At 42.5% G+C, this 17,141-nt stretch carries 12 protein-coding genes; 8 read left to right on the top strand and 4 right to left on the bottom strand.

Features of this window, described 5'->3' with window-relative positions; genetic code table 11:
- Positions 1-63: 63 nt before the first annotated feature.
- Both LQ203_RS19750 and LQ203_RS19745 read right to left on the bottom strand, forming a co-directional pair.
- A complete protein-coding gene (locus LQ203_RS19750; RefSeq protein ID WP_230160552.1) occupies positions 64-1,536 on the bottom strand; it encodes a PH domain-containing protein in 1,473 nt (490 codons plus the stop codon).
- Complete coding sequence (locus tag LQ203_RS19745; protein WP_230160550.1) at positions 1,536-2,030, bottom strand: PH domain-containing protein; 495 nt, start codon at positions 2,028-2,030, stop codon at positions 1,536-1,538. Before LQ203_RS19745 ends, LQ203_RS19750 begins: the two co-directional genes overlap by 1 nt.
- Before the next feature lie 210 nt (positions 2,031-2,240).
- Here LQ203_RS19745 and dacB point away from each other — a divergent pair, with 210 nt between their 5' ends.
- The 3 genes from dacB to bluB all read left to right on the top strand — a co-directional run bounded on the left by dacB (position 2,241) and on the right by bluB (position 5,412).
- Positions 2,241-3,740 (top strand): D-alanyl-D-alanine carboxypeptidase/D-alanyl-D-alanine-endopeptidase, encoded by a 1,500-nt coding sequence (dacB, locus tag LQ203_RS19740; RefSeq protein ID WP_230160548.1) that lies wholly within the window; start codon positions 2,241-2,243, stop codon positions 3,738-3,740.
- A 317-nt stretch (positions 3,741-4,057) separates the two neighbouring features.
- The gene (locus LQ203_RS19735) at positions 4,058-4,663 is read left to right on the top strand and encodes a uridine kinase (protein ID WP_230160546.1); all 606 of its coding nucleotides are present in this window, start codon (positions 4,058-4,060) and stop codon (positions 4,661-4,663) included.
- 107 nt (positions 4,664-4,770) lie between these two features.
- Positions 4,771-5,412, top strand: a complete 642-nt coding sequence (gene bluB / locus LQ203_RS19730) for a 5,6-dimethylbenzimidazole synthase (protein ID WP_230160544.1) — start codon at positions 4,771-4,773, stop codon at positions 5,410-5,412.
- A 115-nt stretch (positions 5,413-5,527) separates the two neighbouring features.
- Here the strand turns inward: bluB and rpoN are convergent, their stop codons facing one another.
- Entirely contained in the window at positions 5,528-6,892 is a 1,365-nt protein-coding gene (rpoN, locus tag LQ203_RS19725; RefSeq protein ID WP_230160542.1) for an RNA polymerase factor sigma-54, read from the bottom strand.
- A 382-nt stretch (positions 6,893-7,274) separates the two neighbouring features.
- Here rpoN and LQ203_RS19720 point away from each other — a divergent pair, with 382 nt between their 5' ends.
- The 3 genes from LQ203_RS19720 to LQ203_RS19710 all read left to right on the top strand — a co-directional run bounded on the left by LQ203_RS19720 (position 7,275) and on the right by LQ203_RS19710 (position 11,810).
- The gene (locus LQ203_RS19720; RefSeq protein ID WP_230160540.1) at positions 7,275-8,600 is read left to right on the top strand and encodes an aspartate aminotransferase family protein; all 1,326 of its coding nucleotides are present in this window, start codon (positions 7,275-7,277) and stop codon (positions 8,598-8,600) included.
- A gap of 18 nt (positions 8,601-8,618) precedes the next feature.
- Positions 8,619-10,052, top strand: a complete 1,434-nt coding sequence (locus tag LQ203_RS19715; protein WP_290370621.1) for an aldehyde dehydrogenase family protein — start codon at positions 8,619-8,621, stop codon at positions 10,050-10,052.
- Between the two features lie 240 nt (positions 10,053-10,292).
- A complete protein-coding gene (locus LQ203_RS19710) occupies positions 10,293-11,810 on the top strand; it encodes an aldehyde dehydrogenase family protein (protein WP_230160536.1) in 1,518 nt (505 codons plus the stop codon).
- 204 nt (positions 11,811-12,014) lie between these two features.
- Here the strand turns inward: LQ203_RS19710 and LQ203_RS19705 are convergent, their stop codons facing one another.
- Positions 12,015-14,066 (bottom strand): molybdopterin oxidoreductase family protein, encoded by a 2,052-nt coding sequence (locus LQ203_RS19705; protein WP_230160534.1) that lies wholly within the window; start codon positions 14,064-14,066, stop codon positions 12,015-12,017.
- 155 nt (positions 14,067-14,221) lie between these two features.
- On the opposite strand from LQ203_RS19705, the gene putP reads away from it, so the two are divergent.
- Both putP and LQ203_RS19695 read left to right on the top strand, forming a co-directional pair.
- Positions 14,222-15,691 (top strand): sodium/proline symporter PutP, encoded by a 1,470-nt coding sequence (gene putP / locus LQ203_RS19700; protein ID WP_230160532.1) that lies wholly within the window; start codon positions 14,222-14,224, stop codon positions 15,689-15,691.
- A gap of 163 nt (positions 15,692-15,854) precedes the next feature.
- Positions 15,855-17,132 carry an ATP-binding protein gene (locus tag LQ203_RS19695; protein WP_230160530.1) on the top strand — a complete coding sequence of 426 codons (1,278 nt, stop codon included), beginning with the start codon at positions 15,855-15,857 and terminating at the stop codon, positions 17,130-17,132.
- Positions 17,133-17,141: the final 9 nt, after the last annotated feature.

The raw sequence follows: 17,141 nt of genomic DNA, 5'->3' as shown, positions 1-17,141 counted from the left end.
AGGGGATATAGATGAAAAAAAGAGCTGACTGCCCTAGTCAACTCTTCCATAATTGGTGGCCTATTATTCGATTTGAATATTCATTGTCCTGCCTGTATACCACGTGTAAAACTCGTCAGCATATTCAACGGATACGTCTTGAAGCTTTGTATGGTGCACAGGCTTGGAGCGGTTGATCGTTTCGATGGAGGCGAGCCCGAAAAGCTTTTGCAACTTCGAACGTTCCACTTCAATTTGAATGACCTTGCTTCTTTTGGTAATGAATAGCGATGTTCCCAAACTCCCGGATTTAAATTGGATGAACTCATCATTTAACAAGTAACGGCTATTTGTGTAATCCAGTATTCTCAATGTGTAAATGAGGACGAGTAAAATCAATGATACATACCACATGGCCGGTTTGAAATAATAGATTGCCACAGTCGAAAGAATCCAGAAATAGCTCGGCCGCAGCATGCGGATTTTGAAGGCTTGTTTCGATAGCGACTTCATTGACCGTTCCACTTTATATGCGGGTAAAATCTCTTCTACCATCCCATAAGCCCGTTCAATCGATAAAAAAGGATAGAGCGTATTCGTTTCAAGTTCTTCATCGCCCGTACTTCCTGCACTTATCAGTTTAACTTCTGCCAAACCTAGCATTCTTTTAATGAGTGATTGGGTGATTTCAACAGCTTGCACCTTTTCTTTCTGAATCGAAAAAGCGGATTCGTCCAGTACACCTTTCTTGATATATATGCGCTCGTGATCGGAAGAAATTTCATATTTTCCATATTTAACGAATGTGGAGACGATTCCGAAGGCGACGGCAACACATATAAGGGCTGTAATGACGATGGTCATGACCCACCACGTATCCAAAAACGTGGCAAGGAACCCTTCGGCATTCTCCAAATTGATAAAATCATCGAGTGTGTTATATATCGTAGCCACAATGGGAATAAGAGCCAGAAAGCTAAGCGATGTAATGGAGGCCTTCAGGATATCTTGTTTGGTTGGGGTGAAATGGATCTTTTTTTCAGTCAATGATTCCATGTTCTCCACGATTTGCTCTTTTGGAATATCTGCTTCAATATCGAAAAGTTCTTGTTTTGACGAATACACCCGCTCAAGCCGTTCAGCCTCTTTTCGAGAAATCACTTCGAAAGGGACAGTCCCCTGATCGCCAGTCATTCCTGTTTCGAAAGTTAAAGAAGTCAGGCTGAAAATTTTGTGGAATAACGTCGTACGTTGTTGAACATTCTGGACTTTTTGAAGCGGGACCGTTCGATACGATTTCGAGATAAGTCCTGAGGTAATATATATGGTTCCTTCTTTTATTTGATAGTTATAGGTATACCATTTAAGAATGATGGAAATGACTTTCCAAACCAGATAAACTAGAAAACCGATTTGGAGTACCTTCATATATATCTTTTCAGAACCGAAGTTCAGTACATAAAGCATGATTATGAAAAAAACGTTCCCTTTCAGCAATTTCCATAATTCGAAAGTGATTATGAAAGGGTGTAACCGTTTTGCATGTTCTTCCATCATTAGTCCACTTCCTTAATTTTTGCGAAATGGGCAATTTTATCTCGTAATTCATACGCTTCTTTCTCTGGGATGGCAGGTATGTCATGAGAATCCCCCATAGTTCCGATACTAAGTGAATAAAGGTTATATTTTCGCAAAAACGGACCTTGGTTCAATTTGACGGACTGAACTTTCGTCATCGGAATGAGTTCATGGGTTTCATTCCAAGAGCCTTGTTTTGTTTGAATGAATTCTTCGTTCACGTCGTAACGCCAATATTTTTGCAACAAGGTTGGTTCAATGAAGATGGACCAGATGGCATGGATAATTAGTAAAAAGATAAGTCCGTTTAAAATCCATCCAATCCATTCTCTCCATTCAAAATAATTATCAACAAACAATAGGGTGCCAAGGACGGCGAGGATGATGAGATTGGTAATGGCTTCAGTCATTCGCCAAACTTTCACGGATTCTTTGGAAATCTTCTTCGTTGGTGGATGTATCTTTGAATACATATGTTCACTCCTTACTATGTCTTTATACTTATACGGATCATCTTTCATAAAAGTTCCCAGTTTATCGTACAGATATATGAAACTATGGAACGGCGTTTAAATCATCAGATCGTTATTTGAGTGCGTGTAATAGGGAACTTCGAGTAAATCTTTTCCTTTTATAAGAATGGAAAATGGACAAGATAGTAGGAGTTAGTTTTTAGAGTAGGAGTGATAGTTTTGACATATAAAAGGAAGTTAAGTTTTATCTTCTTCCTGTTTTTGATTTGTTTTTTTAATGGAGAATCGATGCAGGCTGCGAATGATGAGGGAAACCTTGGTATGGAAATTCAACGTATTCTGGATAATTCCCCGGCATTGTCAGGCGCACTAACGGGAATATCCATTCGTTCAGCAGAAACGGGGGAAATGATATATGAACGAGGTTCGCAAACGCGATTGCGTCCTGCTTCTAACCTTAAGCTTTTGACTGCTGCAGCTGCACTGGAAACATTAGGGGAAGATCATGTATTTCAAACGGAATTATATATGAAGGGAGTGCAGGTTGGGCATGTTCTTCAGGGAAATGTGTATCTGAAAGGAAAGGGAGATCCCACATTATTGGAAAAAGATTTTGATGAATTGGCAGCTTCACTGAAGAGAAAACAAGTTAAGCTCGTCCATGGAGATCTTTTCGGCGATGATTCCTGGTATGATGATGTTCGTTATTCGCAAGATCTCGTTTGGGGCGATGAACAGGAATATTACGGGGCAGCTGTTTCTGCCTTAACCGCTTCCCCGGATGAAGACTATGATACCGGAACCATTATCGTGAAGGTAACACCAGGTGATAAGGCTGGAAGTGTGGCAACGGTGAAGCTGAAACCGGAGACGGATTATGTGAAGATCATCAACAAAACGAAAACAGTAGCGGCAGACGGCAAAAAGAAAATTGAGGTCGATCGGTCTCATGACACACATGTCGTTACGGTGACCGGAACCATCCCGGAGCATGCCGGAGAGATCAAAGAGTGGATCTCGGTGAAAGATCCAACAGAATATGCACTGAACCTATTTGAAAAATCAATGAAGAAACAAGGAATTAAAGTATTAGGAGACAGGAGAAAAGGGAATACGCCAGTAGAAGCGAACTTGATCGCCACACACCACTCCATGCCGCTTTCCCAACTTCTTATACCTTTCATGAAATTGAGCAACAACAGCCATGCCGAAGTTTTGATAAAGGAAATGGGCAAAGAGGCGAACGGGGACGGAAGCTGGGAAGATGGATTGAAAGTCGCCCGAAATCAGATGAAGGGTATGGGGCTCGATACGCGAACGATCAAGATGCGTGATGGATCGGGCATTTCCCAAGTCAATATGATTCCAGCGAATGAAATAACGAAGCTGCTATATGCCGTACAGGAAAAACCTTGGTTTTCTGCTTACTCCAATGCTTTGCCGATTGCGGGGAACGAAGATCGGATGGTTGGCGGTACGTTAAGAAAGCGGATGAAAGGGACGGATGCAGCTGGGAACGTTCGCGCGAAAACAGGGACCATTTCAGGAACGAGCTCGTTATCAGGTTATGTGACGACCAAAAGAGGGGAAAAAGTCATATTTTCCATCATCCTGAATAATTTTGTAGAAGAAAAAGGCATCACGGCCATCCAGGATAAGATAGTCGTGATGCTGGCAGAACAAGAAAACGTATTAGCAACCGGGCTATAGTATCCAATGGGGCACGAAAGTTAGCTGTTCCGGAGAACCTTCGATGAGTAGAACAGCATCAGCCCATTCTTTTTGTCTTCGTCCAATCCGACTGGGCATCCTGCAGCGCATAAGCGGTATTTCTTTGCTGCGTCGATATCGGAATTTCATTCCTTGATCTAAATGGCGACGGTTTGGAAAGTTTTTGAAAAACACGAAGAGGGACTTGGATTTTAGTCAATAGGTGCATTTTCTTCTTATTTTTTTGTTCATATTTTCTCTCAAGGAAGGAATACAAGGGAGGACGAATAGAAATAAGTAGTATAGGAGGAATGCGCATGAACTTTCCAACGCTTAACGGACAGTATACGATTCAAAGTCTTATAGCCGAAATTCACGCAATTTCAAAAACACGACCTCCATATATAATGGCCATAGATGGCCGGGGTGGGTCTGGAAAAAGTACACTAGCTTCCCGTATCCAAGCAGCATGTCCGGGTAGTGCGGTTGTTCATATGGACGACTTTTATTTGCCATCATCGCAAAGGATCCAACTGCCCCCCTGCCAAAAAGAAATTGGTGCAGATTATGATTGGGAGCGGGTTTTTAACCAAATCCTGCAACCGCTTACCTTGGGGGAGGAAGCAAGATATCAACGGTATGATTGGGAAACGGACACGATGGCTGAATGGCATAAGGTTCCGGCTGAAGGCCTTGTCATTATTGAAGGAACGTATTCAATCCGTAAAGAATTGGCAGGGGCCGAGAATTTCACGATTTGGGTTGAATGTCCTCGTGAATTACGTTTGAAACGTGGCCTCGAGCGGGATGGTGAAGATGCGCGTCAGATGTGGGAGGATAATTGGATGGTTCATGAAGATCTCTATGTGGACGCGCAAAGGCCCCGAGAAAGAGCGGATCTTGTGGTAGATGGAACAAGTTGAATCAGGGATATCTTGAAAGGTAAATCTACATTGTAGAGGTTTACCTGTGCACTTTTTATTGGATTTTCAGATAAACTTCCGGGGAGTCGGAAGCATGGGGGGAAACGATGTTTACTAATGAAGAACAAGCTGCCGTATATAAAGCCATTTATAACAGAAGGGATATAAGGAGTTTTTTACCTAAGCCCATTTCAAAAGATATACTCCGCAGAATTTTGGATGCTGCACATCATGCTCCGTCTGTAGGATTCATGCAACCTTGGAGTTTCATTGTGATTTCATCTCAGGAAACCAAGAACCGTTTGGCATGGGCAGCGGATAAAGAAAGAAGGGCGCTCGCCATTCATTATGAAGGCGGTAAAGAGAATAAGTTTCTTAGTTTGAAAGTGGAGGGGTTAAAAGAAGCACCATATACCATTTGCGTAACATGTGACCCGACACGGGGTGGCTCCCATGTTTTGGGGAGGAACTCCATTCCGGAAACGGATATTTTATCCACCGCCTGTGCGATTCAAAATATGTGGCTAGCTGCCTATGCGGAAGGGTTGGCAATGGGATGGGTAAGTTTTTATAAGAAAAATGATATTCGTGACATTTTGGATATTCCGCCGCACGTAGAACCCATTGCACTTATGTCGATTGGATATACGGATCAATACCCGGATAAACCCATTCTTGAACTAGCCAATTGGGAAAAGAGAAGGGCGATGGATGAACTTATATTCAACGATAAATGGGGTGAAAAATAAAACTCTGTTAAGTTTGAAGGAAGGCATCCGGATTCTAAAAAGGGAATGAAAGGAAGTATTATAGAAGGCTCTTTCGAAAGAGCCTTTATAAAATGAAAAGAGGCTGCCATATGAACTAAAATCTGCGCCGTTTTGAGGAGCCTGGAATGCCAAGGTCTTCCCGGTATTTTGCAATGGTACGACGGGAAATCTTCGTTCCTTCACTTTCAAATATTTGACAAAGTTTCTGGTCTGAAAAAGGCTTTATTTTATCCTCATCAGCAATCAAGACCTTTATTTTTTCTTTGATGGTCGTAGTTGATTCAGTTTCGTGGCTGTTCACGCGATTTAACCCTCTAGTAAAGAAGTTCTTTAGTTTAAAGAGGCCGTGTGGCGTCTGGATGTATTTGTTGCTCGTGGCCCTGCTGATAGTAGATTCATGAAGCTGTAGTTTTTCAGAAATATCTTTCAGTGTCATAGGTTTTAATCCAGCAATCCCTGTCATGAAAAACTCTTGTTGCTCCGCAACGATTGTCGCAGTCACTTTGTAAAGTGTCATTTGCCTTTGTTCAAGTCCTTTAATAAGTAGTTGAGCATCATTTATGTGGTCTTTGATGTAATCGTTAGCTCGATTGCCCGGCTTCATGGCGACGTAATCCTTATAATAAGGATTAATGGAAAGGTTGGGTGTGAAGCTGTCGTTGATCGTTATTAAATATCCTTCTTTATCTTTTTCCACGTAAACGTCCGGAACGATGTACTGAGTCATGTCATTGGAAAAATGACTGACGGGACGAGGGTTTAACGTACGGATGAAATCAGTGGCCTCTTGTACGTCCTGAATGGTCACATTGTGTAGGCCCGCAATTTTCCTGTAGCGTTTTTCAGCTAAATCTGTTAAGTGATTTTGAACGATCGTACACGCCAATTCATTGTAAATATCATGCTCACGCAGCTGAATGAGTAAACAATCAGTCAGATCTTTAGCACCTACTCCAATGGGATCAAGGGATTGCAATACTTGAATCATATCTTCTATTTCATCCACGGACACGGAAAAAAGCGAAGCGGTCCAATTTGCATCCAATACAAGAAATCCGTATTCATTTAAGTTTCCGATTAAAAATTGGAGAATCTCCCTTTCAATCGCTTTCAAGGACCTAAGCATACTAATTTGTTCCAGTAGATGGTTTTCCAATGTTTCTGTGTTGACGGAATAATTATTGATCGGGTCGTAGTCATTATTTCCGTTGGATCGAATTTTAGAGGACCGTATCTGAGAGTTTATTTTTTGTGAACGAATACTAGATTCAGTGAGAGATGCGAGGGGTTCTTTGTTTATTTTAGTTATTTCGAGAACTGGATTCTCGTTAGCCTGTCTATGTAGGAAATCTATTAGTTCATGGGCGGAATATTGAAGGATATTGATCGACTGTTGTAATTCAGGGGTTAATGACAATTTCAAGGTTTGTTTTTGGTGAAGTTCAAAACCTACCTGCATATATATCAACTTCTTTCATTTTAGATTAACCAAGCGGCACAAAATGGAATGAAATATTAATAACATGATGATAATACAAATCTTCTGAAAATTCAACGTTTTATGTCAGGTTATGTAACACCGCTAAGAATTATGATGAAATACGACAAACATCACTTATATTAGCATCTAGTGAAAAGGATGAGGGATATATCGATTTGTTTATGAATCGAATGATTTATATATGAATCAAAACCATTTCATTTTGATTTGTTTATGAATCAATTTAGCTCAAATCCCTTTTATATAAGGTTCATATACTTTGGCATGCATCTTGCAATATCTATAAATATATAAATAGCAAATGATAAAAAATCCATTACAAAAGAAGGGTGTTTTTTACATGATTAAAGAGAAGTCAGGTATTCAGGAATTAATAGATTTGGATAAAAAGCATTTTATTCATCCGACTACGGCAATTGAACAACAGCAGGCAGATGGTCCAAGTTTCATCTTTAAAGAAGGTAAGGGAATATATCTTACGGACATCACGGGCAGGACAGTCATTGATGGCATGGCTTCACTTTGGAACGTGAATATTGGACACGGCCAAGAAGAGTTGGCTGATGTGGCGAAAGAACAAATGGCGAAGTTAGCTTTCACTTCAAGCTTCGCTACTTTCAGCAATGAGCCGGCGATCCGTTTGGCAGCCAAAATCGCTTCCGTCGCTCCTGGGGATTTGAATGCTGTTTTCTTCACTTCAGGTGGATCGGAATCGAATGACACGGCGATCAAACTTGCTCGTCATTACTGGATTTTAAAAGGGCAGCCTAATCGTCAAAAAATCGTTTCCCGTTCTAAATCCTATCATGGAGTAGCTATGGGAGCTACAAGTGCGACTGGCCTGAAACCGTTCCGTGACTTCACGAATTCCACCGCTCCGGATTTTTATCATGTAGACGGTTCATCCATTGAAGAGTTGCGTAAGGTCATTGAACAGGAAGGACCAGAAACGATTGCGGCATTTATCGCTGAACCGATTCAAGGAGCCGGTGGCGTGAATCTTCCTCCTGAAGGCTACTTTAAGGAAGTAAGGGAGCTTTGTAATGAATACGGCATTTTAATGGTGACGGATGAAGTTATTACAGGTTTCGGAAGAACAGGGACTTATTTTGGAATTGAACACTTTGGTGTTGTGCCGGATATGATGTGCTTTGCAAAAGGTGTGACGAGCGGATATGCACAGTTAGGCGGTGTGGTCCTGAATGATAAGATGCATCAGGATTTCATTTCCCTATCAAAAGGCACGCTTTTACATGGCTACACATACAGCGGTCATCCGATGGCTTGTGCGGTTGCTTTGAAAAACATCGAAATAATTGAACGTGAAAATCTTATCGAAAACTCGAAAAAGCGTGGTGAAGAGTTGCTTGCCGGCTTTAAGAAGCTTCAAAGCAAACACCCAATCGTTGGGGACGTCAGAGCACTAGGACTGATTGGGGGCATCTCCATCGTTAAGGATAAACAAACAGGGGAAGGCTTTGAAACTCAACTAGCCCCAAGACTTGTGGCTGAAGCGGCTAAAAATGGTTTGATTTGCCGTTCTGTTACGTTTGATCAAGATACACTTGTATTCGCACCGCCTTTAATCATTACTAAATCAGAAGTTGAAAGAATTATAGAAATCCTTGATGAGACATTTACAGCAGTTGAAAAAGAAATTTTATAAGAGGTGAAAAGGATGGTCATGACGGAAACGCTAAAAAAGAAATTATTCATTAATGGTAAATGGCAAGAAGCTGAAAAGTTCACGACTCTAAAATCTCCTTATAGCGGTGAAGTTCTTGCAGAAATTCCTTCGGCAAGTCTTGAAGATGTCGAGTTGGCGATAGCATCAGCCTATCAAGCAAGAAAGGCAATGGCAGCTTTACCAAGTCATAAGCGGGCTGCGATACTTGAAAAGCTTGCGAGTCTTTTGGAAAGCCGCAAAGACGAGGCTGCTGAAATTATTGCAAAAGAGGCAGCGAAACCAATTAAAACGGCAATGGGAGAAGTATCCCGGACGATTGCCACATATAAATTTGCAGCGGAAGAAGCAAAAAGGATTCATGGGGAAACATTGACGATGGATGCTACAGCCGACGGGGAAGGAAGGATTGGATACACCGTTCGTGAGCCGATTGGCGTGGTGGGTGCGATAACGCCTTTTAATTTCCCAATGAACCTGGTTGCCCATAAAGTCGGCCCGGCCATTGCTGCCGGAAATACGATCGTTTTGAAACCTGCGAGTCAGACACCGCTATCTTCACTATTTCTTGCGGAGCTTTTAGCCGAGACGGATTTACCGGATGGTGCGTTTAATGTAGTTACCGGAAGCGGGTCGGTAATTGGTGATAAATTAGTGACTGATTCACGCGTGAATAGCATTTCATTTACAGGCAGTCCGGCTGTAGGAATCGGGATTCGCAATAAGGCTGGATTGAAGAAGGTGAGTCTTGAACTAGGTTCAAATGCAGCCGTCATCGTGGATAAAGGAATAGATATCGATAAAATCATCCAGCGCTGTGTATCGGCAGCATTCGCTTTCCAAGGGCAGGTCTGTATTTCCTTACAACGAGCATATGTTCATGAAGAGGTATATGATGAATTCGTCAAAAAATTCACAGAAGCAACGAAGGACTTGAAGCTCGGGGATTCTCTGGACCCATCGGTAGATATCTCGGCGTTAATCAGTCCTGGAGATGTACAACGAAGCCTCGACTGGATCGATGAAGCTAAGCAACACGGTGCGATTGTTGCAGCAGGAGGCAAATCAGAAGGCAATATCCTGCACCCTACTGTGTTGCTTGAAGTGGATGCTATGCTTAAGGTATCTTGTCAGGAAGTGTTTGCACCCATTGTTTTGATTAACAAGGTTTCATCCGTTGAGGAAGCCATTGAATTGGTCAATGATTCCGAATTCGGCTTGCAGGCTGGGATATACACGACTAATATCAATTTGGCGCTTTCAGCAGCAGAACAATTGGAAGTCGGCGGTGTTATCATTAATGATATCCCAACTTACCGCGTCGATAACATGCCATATGGCGGAGTCAAAAAAAGCGGGATGGGCCGCGAAGGGTTAAAATATGCAATCGAAGAAATGACCGAAATGAAATTGATCATTATTAATCGAAATTAATGAAGTGAAGAAATTAAGAGATGAGCAGCTGCTCATCTCTTTTTTTTAAAAGATTTTCTGGCAAAAGAGGAGAAGGGTAGCTAAAGGTTCTTATGCAAATATGAATAAGGAATTCAAGATTGAATTTAAATGAGGCGGGTAAGGGAAGGAATATGCAATTTACCTAATATTTCAAACTGGCATGAATCTTGCAACTATATTTTATATAGGTAGATTACTTAAAACCGAGGAGGAATTTACATGCAGGAAACGTTACAAAATAACAGGAAAAAAGGAACAGGAGCACTGGACTTAAAGATGTACATTAATGGTGAATGGGTGAATTCGACTTCAGGTGAGAAAAGGGATGTATTGAATCCGGCCACGGGAGAAGTTATTGCCACAGCTGCAGAAGGAACACGGGAAGATGTGGATGCAGCGGTCGAGGCAGCTAAATATGCGTTCTATGAAGGCGGATGGTGGGGAACTCCGGCAGTCGAGCGAGCTCGTATTTTATTCAAAATAGCAGACAAATTGGAAGAAAAAGCAGAAGAATTAGCAGCGTTGGAAACAGCTGATAATGGTAAACCTTTACGGGAAGCTCGTTATGATATCGATGATGCAGCAGCTTGTTTTAGATATTATGCAGGATTGGCTACAAAACCGACGGGTCAGACGTATGAAGTGCCTGACGGTCAGCAAGCGATGGTCATCAGGGAACCAATCGGTGTTTGTGGGCAGATTATTCCATGGAACTTCCCAATCTTGATGTCAGCCTGGAAGCTGGCTCCGGCGCTTGCTGCAGGGAATTCCGTTGTGTTCAAACCATCAGAGGTTACACCAGTGACAGCCGTCAAACTGTTTGAAATCATGGAAGAGGTCGGATTGCCAAAAGGTGTGGCAAACCTTGTATTAGGAGCGGGACAAGTTGTCGGGCAGGCCATTGCCGAGCATGAGGAAATCGATAAAGTAGCCTTTACGGGCGGAACCGCAACAGGTCGAAAAATCATGGAAGCTTCGCTGGGGAACCTAAAAAAAGTGACATTGGAACTTGGAGGTAAGTCCCCTAATATCGTGTTTGCGGACTCTGACTTTGAGACTGCCGTGGATTATGCTCTATACGGGATTTTCTGTAACCAAGGACAAGTATGTTCAGCCGGTTCCCGTTTACTTTTGGAAGAGTCCATTTATGATCAGTTCATTGCAAGTCTGACTGCGAAGGCGAAACAGATCAAAGTGGGTTCAGGTTCTGACGAAAAAAGCCAAATGGGACCTGTCGTTTCGGAAGTCCATATGAACAAGATATTATCGTATATCCAAATTGGAAAAGAAGAAGGAGCCAAATTAATCGTTGGTGGGAATCGAATTAAAGGAGAAGGCTTGGAAAACGGGTACTTTGTCGAACCAACGATTTTTGTCGATACGACACCAGATATGCGTATCGTACAGGAGGAAATTTTTGGTCCGGTGCTTGTCGTTCAAAAATTCAAGGATGAAGCGGAAGCCCTACATCTTGCCAATGATACGAAATATGGTTTAGCGGGAGCTGTGTTCACGAACGATATCGCAAAAGCATATCGTGTCATTAAAAAAGTGCGTGCCGGCATCACATGGATAAACTCTTACCATCCGACTTATAACGAAGCGCCATGGGGCGGGTTCAAGCAAAGCGGAAATGGACGCGAGCTAGGCACTTTCGGTTATGAAGCTTACACGGAAGTGAAGCAAATCAATAACAACTTGGATATCCAGCCAACAGGTTGGTTTGATGAAGAGTAAATAGCTAGTTGAAAAAGGCTGTTCCATGTGGAACAGCCTTTTTCGTGGAATCGTCGATAAAATTCGAGAATCGTCGATAAAACTCCAGAATCGGAGATAAAACTCCAAATTCCGACGATATAAAGCGAGAATCGACGATATAATCACATATTCGTCGATATAATCACAGAATCGCGGATATATAACTTAACTTTGATCCTTTTATTAAATGGATTGGTGGACTTTTTCAAGATCGACCCGCCCTGAAAAGAAAACGGCGCCATTACCCATGTCTGAAAGGCGGTCTGGGGTAAGGGCATTGATAAGTTGCTTCGTTTCAGGTGTTTTCTGCCACAAGCCTTGGCTGACAAGGACGCCGGGTAACACATTTTCACCAGGAGCAGCTTTGAGCACACATTCACCGCGATCGTTCCAGATTCTAACCATATCACCAGAGGCTATCCCTAATGTTTTGGCATCAGCTGCATTCATATGCAGTTTCGGTTCCTTTTCCAACGATATATGTTTGGCATTATTGGAAAAGGTTGAATTCAAGAAGTTGTGGTTAGGTGCCGGAATGAATAAAAAGGGCAGGTCACTATCTTTTATGATTGGCGTATATGTTGGCAGCGGTTCATACCCAAGCTGTTTCATTCGTTCCGAATAAAGTTCGATCTTTCCGCTTGGTGTCGGCAGTTTGCCTGGGAACATCGGCCTCATCTTTGCTTTGACAAATTGATTACTTGAAAGAGTATCATAGGTGATGCCTTCTAAATACGTGTTTTCAGGGAAATCCAGGGCCTGACGGATCATATCTTCCTCAGAATCTTTGAAAGCTTGTTCCTCAAAGCCCATTCCAGCAGCTAACAGTTTGAACAATTCAACATTCGATTTCGACTCGCCATATTTTTCAACTACAGGTTTTTGTATTTGGACGTAATTGTGCCAGTATGAATTATAAAAATCCTCGGTTTCATAAGATGATGTGGCAGGGAGGACGAGGTCGGCAAACATGGCTGTTTCGGTTAAGAATAGATCATGGACGACTGTGAATAAATCATCCCGCATCAGTCCTTCCTGCACCTTATTTGCATTTGGCGCGACTAGCGCCGGATTGGATCCATATACAAGCATGGAGCGAATCGGGTTTTCCTTTTTCAAAAGGGCTTGACCGATTTGGTTCATATTAATGGTCCGAGTCGCTTTATTATGCAATAAATCAGGGCGTCTCAAGGCATTTGTATTAAACGCCAGGTATCCTGAATTCCCTTTGGTCGCTCCGCCGCCTTCTATCATCCATTGGCCGGTAAGTGCTGGCAGGCATGCAATGGTACGTATTGCCATTCCGCCATTGTCATGGTGCTGCAGGCCATTGCCTATTCGAACGAATGAGGGGGTGGTGGTCCCGTACATCCTCGCTAATTCATATAAGTCATCAATTGGAACGCCAGTGATCGCCGAGACTGTCGCAGGATCATATTGCCGGACATGTTCGCGCAGTTTATCAGCACCCACAGTGTATTCATCGAGAAAAGGTTGGTTTACTAGATTCTCGGCATATAGAATGTGCATTAAACCAAGGGCGAGGGCACTATCGGTACCGGGAAGAATCGGTATGAACCAATCAGCCCACTTACCGGTTTGGTTTTTATGTACATCAATGACGACTACTTTGGCCCCGTTTTTCCGGGCTTGCTGGGCAAGCGTAACTTGATGCATATTTGTGCTCACTGCGTTTATGCCCCACATGATGAAAAGTTTTGTATGGATCGTTTCTTCCGGGTCGATGCCGAATGAACCGCCCATTGTATAGCTGTATCCGACTGATCCGGCCGCGTTACAAATGGAACGCTCAAGCATGCTTGCCCCGAGTTTGTGGAAAAAACGGCGATCCATCCCCTCTGCGCTGAGATTCCCCATGTTCCCATAAAAGCTGTAGGGAAGGATGCTTTCCGGACCATGTTTTTCAATCAAAACTCTCCATTTGGAAGTGATTGTGTCTATGGCTTCTTCCCAGCTGATTGGGGTGAATTTACCTTCCCCTTTCGTTCCGATGCGCTTCAATGGTTGCGTTAGGCGATTGGGGTCATAGAGGCGGGCTGTCATGTTACGTACTTTGTTGCAAATATTCCCTTTAGTTACTGGGTGATCGGGGTCTCCTTGAACTTTAATGATTTTTCCATCTTTTTTGTGAAGCAGTAAACCGCATTGATCAGGACAATCTAGAGAGCAAACAGAGGGAAAGATTCCATCTGGCTGATTGATATAGGACTCCATGGCGTATTCCTCCTAATAATTTATTCTAAGAAAATGAATTTTCTTAATTATATTGAAAGTGAAATGGTTGAAAGGTGCAAGAACTTCTTAACATATGTTTTTTTTTCTGATAAGCTTTCTAGATGAAAATTAACCTATAATAGGAGGATTCATTTTTGGATTATGGAATTATAATATCAATTGGAATTTACATGGCAGGTATGCTGTTAATTGGTTATTTGGCTTATCGGAAAACGGCCAACTTGACCGATTATATGCTTGGCGGACGGAACTTAGGGCCTGCTGTAACTGCATTGAGTGCAGGTGCTTCCGATATGAGCGGCTGGCTTTTGATGGGTCTTCCAGGTGCCATGTATATAAGTGGTTTAAGTGCCGGCTGGATTGTCGTCGGCCTGTATGTTGGTTCTTATTTAAACTGGTTATTCGTAGCGCCGCGTCTTCGGACATATACGGAAGTGGCCGATAATTCGATTACGATTCCCGACTTTTTGGGAAATCGGTTTAAAGATGGATCACGGATTTTAAAAGTAGTATCAGCATCGGTGATCTTAATCTTCTTCACCTTTTACACTTCTTCAGGGATGGTAGCAGGCGGGGAGCTTTTCCGCTCCGCTTTTAATATGGATTACCGATGGGGAATCTGGCTGACGGCGAGCGTTGTTATTCTTTATACATTGTTCGGTGGTTTCCTCGCTGTAAGCTGGACGGACTTCGTACAAGGTACGATCATGTTCATTGCCTTAATTCTAGTACCAGTTGTCACTATTGTAAACATTGGTGGCTGGGATCCTACCTTCAATGAAATAAAATCGATTAACCCGAATTTATTACATGCTTTTGAAGGTACATCAACCATTGGCATCATATCACTTCTGGCATGGGGCCTTGGTTATTTCGGACAGCCTCATATCATCGTTCGATTCATGGCGATTTCTTCCGTGAAAGAATTGAAAAGTGCACGACGGATCGGTATGGGCTGGATGGTTTTTGCTATCGTAGGAGCAATGTTCACCGGACTGGTGGGGATTGCTTATTTTAACCTGACAAGCAGTCCTTTAGGGGTGGGAAATGCTGAATCTGTCTTCATCATTTTAGCAAAAGAACTATTTCCTTCTTTAATTACAGGCTTCTTACTGGCGGCGATTTTAGCGGCGGTCATGAGTACGATTGCTTCCCAGCTGTTAGTATCTGCAAGTGCTCTGACCGATGATTTCTACAAGCAGTTCATCCGGCCGGATGCATCTGATAAGGAATTAGTGCTGGTTGGGCGGTTTGGTGTATTAGCAATAGCGGGCATTGCCCTCCTATTAGCTTTTAATCCAAGTGGTACGATCCTTAAATTGGTGGGTTATGCATGGGCTGGTTTTGGAGCGGCTTTCGGTCCGGTCATTCTGCTAAGCCTGTACTGGAAGCGAATGACGAAATGGGGTGCGCTGGCGGGTATGATCGTCGGTACGGCAACCGTGATCGTCTGGGAAATGATCGATAAGTTCGCTGAAGTATACGAAATCATTCCTGGTTTCATCGCTGGTTCAATAGCGGTCGTGATCTTTAGCTTATTATCCGAGAAACCTTCTAAAGAAATAGAAGAAGAATTCAATCAAGCCATCAAAAATCTCTCTTGATAGTAAAACATCCAATTAAAATGGTGCTGTATTTTAAAGAGATATAAACCAATGAATACAATATATATGGTACAATATCAAAAGAGTCCTTGTGTGTAAAACATGAGGGCTTTTTTTGAGCGATTTGGGAATAATAAACCAAAAACAATACAAAGGATAAAACATGAACCAATCTCATAAAATTGCATGTAAAGTAGCTATTATATATATAATCATTGGGGTCTTATGGATTATTGTTACGGATTACATCTCGATGAACCAGGCAAAGGCAGATGTACAAATTTATGCGATGTTTCAACATTCAAAAGGATGGATGTTCATTTTCATAACCGGGATTGTCTTATACTTCATCATCCGCTATTGGACGGGAAAAATGCTGAGGTCCCAACAGGAATTCAATCTGAAGGATGAACAGTACAAGTCGCTGTTCAAACATAATCCGGATTGTGTCATTGAATTGAACCTCGAAGGAAAGGTCGTTTCGATTAACCCGGAAGCTGAAAAGCTGTTGGGTCACCAAAGTGATAACTTGAAGGGCAGGAGTGCCGATCGTCTCATCAACTGGAGCGAAAGGGATATAGTAACTGTTTTCTTTAAACAGTCCCTTCAAGGCGAGGCAGCTAATTTTGAAACGACCATCCAGAATAAGAATGAAGACAAGCGGATCATCCGTGTAACTTTTTTACCGATCATCGTGCAGTCGGAAATGCTTGGAGTATATGCAATCGTTAGGGATATTACCGAATCGCGGCGAGAAGAGGAATTGATGATCATGTCTGAAAAGCTATCCGTAATCGGACATCTGGCTGCGGCGGTCGCACATGAAATAAGGAATCCGCTGACATCGTTAAAAGGGTTCGTACAGCTAATGGATATGACAAAGGAAGTCAACCCGCTGCATTCTGAAATCATGTTGGAGGAAATTGACCGAATTAATATTATCTCAGGTGAACTGCTGGTTCTTGGGAAGAAACAGGATGTGGCTTTCCAAAGGATCGATTTTGCCGACAGTTTACAACAGGTCTTCACGCTGATGAAAGCAGAGACGAATTTGAATAATATCGAGATGGGGTTGAGGGTTAAAACCGCCGAGCCGATTTATGTTATGGCTGATTCAATTGAACTTAAACAACTCATCATCAATATTGTAAAAAACAGCATTGAAGCGATTGTCGATAATGGGAAAATTGGTATATCCCTGCAAATCATCGATGATCACGCTGTAGTCAGCGTTAGTGATAATGGCATAGGCATGGTACCCGAGCGCCTTGAACGGATTGGTGAACCTTTTTATTCCACGAAGGAAAAGGGCACAGGGATCGGGCTTGCAATTTGCAGGAAGATCGTACATCGCCTTGATGGGGAGATGTATTTTGAAAGTGAGATTAACAAAGGGACGACGGTTACAATTCGTATTCCGTTGGCTACTGGACAAGAATAAATGGTACTA

The organism is Peribacillus sp. Bi96 (assembly GCF_918698115.1).
GTDB lineage: Bacteria > Bacillota > Bacilli > Bacillales > DSM-1321 > Peribacillus.
The sequence above is the reverse complement of the archived record's forward strand: the minus strand, read 5'-3'. Positions and strand labels throughout refer to the sequence as shown.

Excerpts from the sequence above, each read along its gene's own strand:
- LQ203_RS19720 (WP_230160540.1), top strand. The coding sequence starts at position 7,275 with ATGATTAAAGAGAAGTCAGGTATTCAGGAATTAATAGATTTGGATAAA.
- rpoN (WP_230160542.1), bottom strand. The coding sequence starts at position 6,892 with ATGCAGGTAGGTTTTGAACTTCACCAAAAACAAACCTTGAAATTGTCA.
- LQ203_RS19705 (WP_230160534.1), bottom strand. The coding sequence starts at position 14,066 with ATGGAGTCCTATATCAATCAGCCAGATGGAATCTTTCCCTCTGTTTGC.
- LQ203_RS19715 (WP_290370621.1), top strand. The coding sequence starts at position 8,619 with ATGACGGAAACGCTAAAAAAGAAATTATTCATTAATGGTAAATGGCAA.
- LQ203_RS19710 (WP_230160536.1), top strand. The coding sequence starts at position 10,293 with ATGCAGGAAACGTTACAAAATAACAGGAAAAAAGGAACAGGAGCACTG.
- LQ203_RS19750 (WP_230160552.1), bottom strand. The coding sequence starts at position 1,536 with ATGATGGAAGAACATGCAAAACGGTTACACCCTTTCATAATCACTTTC.
- LQ203_RS19695 (WP_230160530.1), top strand. The coding sequence starts at position 15,855 with ATGAACCAATCTCATAAAATTGCATGTAAAGTAGCTATTATATATATA.
- bluB (WP_230160544.1), top strand. The coding sequence starts at position 4,771 with ATGTTTACTAATGAAGAACAAGCTGCCGTATATAAAGCCATTTATAAC.
- LQ203_RS19745 (WP_230160550.1), bottom strand. The coding sequence starts at position 2,030 with ATGTATTCAAAGATACATCCACCAACGAAGAAGATTTCCAAAGAATCC.
- LQ203_RS19735 (WP_230160546.1), top strand. The coding sequence starts at position 4,058 with ATGAACTTTCCAACGCTTAACGGACAGTATACGATTCAAAGTCTTATA.